Origin of the sequence: Shewanella sp. BJSY2023SW007 (genome assembly GCF_047314525.1) — a bacterium.
Taxonomy (GTDB): Bacteria; Pseudomonadota; Gammaproteobacteria; order Enterobacterales; family Shewanellaceae; genus Shewanella; species Shewanella chilikensis.
On the sequence record NZ_JBKORL010000049.1, the window covers coordinates 1 to 2562 of the forward strand.

The window sequence follows — 2562 nt, forward strand, 5'->3', positions numbered from 1 at the left end:
GCACCGATTTGCGGACGGTAACAGATAAGCAAATTAGTGAGATTGAACGGGCATTAAATGCCAGACCGAGAAAGTGCCTCGGCTTCAGGCAACCTGTTGCGGTATTCAATGAATTACGCAAGGCAGCCTAATTTAGCGAGTGGTGCACTTCGGAGTTGAATTCGCGATTACATTCCCTCTCTTTAAGCTGCTGCTCTGTTTGCCGTACGGGTTCGTCTGCGGCACCTGTCTTTGGATTGAAAAGAAATGATCTCCCAGTTTTTGGGGTCGGTTCGCCTATTTGGGCTATCACGGGTCTGTAATTAAGGGATGCACTGCAATACATCCGCGATAAGCTGCGGCCCTTTGAGTTCAGGTTTTTCATGCTGAATAGATGATTGCACAAATCCGTGAACATGGCTTTGGCTTGCAGTGTGCACTTGGAGTAGGCGGTTGCTTGCTGCTTAATGTCAGCGCAAACACTTTCTTGCTTTACCTGCCAGAGAAAGTGCTGGAATCGAATGTTGGTGCCCTTGTAGGTGAGTGTTTGGGCTGTGACATTAGTGTTTGCCGCATCAATGTAGGCGTTAGTGATGTTATTGCTCACCATCTCCAGATAGGCGGCGAACAGTTGCGACAGTGGATCCATGACTCATCCTTAAGTAGCTGCTTGCATGTAAATGCTTGGCTTCCCTTTAGTTAGCTAAAGATATTACCGTCTTTCATCTAGCTTTCAAATGCTTTGTGTCATGGTTGGTTTTCGGTTTTTACATAGTCTGTACACTTATTGATAGCACTCCACGGGAAAGCGGTCTGTGCTCTCTGCCTGATACTCTTTGTAGATTTCTCGTTGAGAAATGGTCCATTGGTGGACTCGGGTGATGACTTCAACCCCAAAGCTGATAATGCCTCTTAGGCGGGTTAGGGCTTCATCGCCGTAGCGGTTGGTTTTGACTGCCGGAATACCCGAAGCACAACTGAGTTGCTGAGTTGCTGAGTTGCTAAAGATATACACCTAATTCCCAGGCACAGGCGGAACTGTGACCTTCCGAGGCATGGATGCCGAGGCAGAGCTTACAAGGATGTACTTGCAGCGAGTCACAGGATCGCCTGTGCGAAAAGGACTGTTCTCGGACGTCCTGTCCTTCACGACATTCGAGCTTCCTGCCCATCCGCATCGCAGGTGAAGGGTTGTTGCTTAGCGGGAAGCTAAATCCAAGTTGGTTGGCTATTTAAGGCTTTAAAGCCACGATGGCCACATTGCTAACTCAATGTTTTCCTAAGAGAAAACTATCAGAGAACAAAATCACTAATTTGAAGCGCCTGGATCGGCAGGTGGATGGTTCTAAAAGAAGCTTGAGACTTGTGCAATCAGGCACAAGAAGAAAATGCTGGTCTCCCCACAGGAGAGATTTTTCACTTTTACCGACCTTAATCAAAATTAACGAAATCATATAATACAACGAGTTATGTGATTTTGGCTTGTATTGACTTTAACCAAAATTAGTCTAATTTACTCCCTAAGGCGGCACATAGGCGGCACAGAATTTGGGGCTAAGTATAAATGGACGCAGAAATTTCTTTCACAAAACGTGCTTTTGAACAGCTAAAAATCGGTACAAAAAGGTATCGTTTGGCCGATTTTGGGCATCGAGACTCGGTAAATGGGCTGATTCTGGAGGTTATGCCCAGCGGGAAGAAGTTTTTCAGGTTCCGCCGTAAGCACTTGGGAAAGGATACTTCAGTCACCATTGGCGAGTTTCCAAACGTCACCATCGAGAACGCCCGTAAGTTTGCCAAACAGATTGCGGTGCAGTTTGCCGAAGGGGAAAACCCCAACGAAGCCAAGCGGCTTGCCAGAGAAGAAACGGCCCGCCGTGATGCGCTCAGTATGTTGGTGCAGGATCTCTTTGATGGCTGGGTAGCCGAATTCCTGCTTAAGATAAAAACCGGCGAGCGGCGGCCCAAGTCATTGCAGGATGCGCGCTCAACATGGGCAAACCACCTGCAAGCCCCCATAGGTCATATCGAAGTCAGCGGCATAGATCCAGTCGGGGCTGAGAATCTGTTAAAGCGTATTCTGACCAAAAGCTCGGCAGCGGTTCGCAATAAATGCCTGACTCTGCTCAAGTCCATGTATGCCGGGCAAGAGCACAATCCCTTTGCCAAAGTCAGAAAACTGACTGAGGTGAAGCGTGAGCGCATTCTGAATCAGGATGAAGTGAGAAGGTTACTTGAAAGCCTTAACAGCGAGCGGCCCCTGTACCGCGACATTGTGATGATGTTGCTGCTCACCGGGCAGCGCAAAAGCTGTGTGCTCAGTATGGAGTGGCGCGAGATAGACAAAGACCGGGGGATCTGGCTTATCCCCACCTCTAAGATGAAGGCCAAAAAGGCCCATGCAGTGCCCCTGACCAAAGAAGCCATAAACAAAATACAGGACAGCCATATCTTTTTGACCAGCAAAACAACAGAAATACAGCAACAGAAATACAGGACAGCCATATCTTTTTGATGTTTCGCACAGGCTTGACTAGGCTTTGAAATACCCATCAAAGCTCAGTCGAGGTTGGTTATGACCAC

At 48.0% G+C, this 2562-nt stretch carries 3 protein-coding genes and 1 pseudogene; 2 read left to right on the forward strand and 2 right to left on the reverse strand.

Annotated elements, in window-relative coordinates; genetic code table 11:
- Positions 1-131 (forward strand): annotated as a pseudogene (locus ACMHXE_RS08040) (IS30 family transposase); the annotation flags it as partial.
- Here the strand turns inward: ACMHXE_RS08040 and ACMHXE_RS08045 are convergent.
- The gene (locus tag ACMHXE_RS08045; RefSeq protein WP_413731923.1) at positions 128-628 is read right to left on the reverse strand and encodes a hypothetical protein; all 501 of its coding nucleotides are present in this window, start codon (positions 626-628) and stop codon (positions 128-130) included. The pseudogene ACMHXE_RS08040 and the gene ACMHXE_RS08045 sit on opposite strands and share 4 nt — an antisense overlap.
- A gap of 135 nt (positions 629-763) precedes the next feature.
- Positions 764-994 carry a hypothetical protein gene (locus ACMHXE_RS08050; protein ID WP_101057773.1) on the reverse strand — a complete coding sequence of 77 codons (231 nt, stop codon included), beginning with the start codon at positions 992-994 and terminating at the stop codon, positions 764-766.
- 549 nt (positions 995-1543) lie between these two features.
- Between ACMHXE_RS08050 and ACMHXE_RS08055 the strand changes: the two genes are divergently transcribed.
- Positions 1544-2494, forward strand: a complete 951-nt coding sequence (locus ACMHXE_RS08055; protein ID WP_413731925.1) for a tyrosine-type recombinase/integrase — start codon at positions 1544-1546, stop codon at positions 2492-2494.
- The last annotated feature ends 68 nt before the right edge of the window (positions 2495-2562 follow it).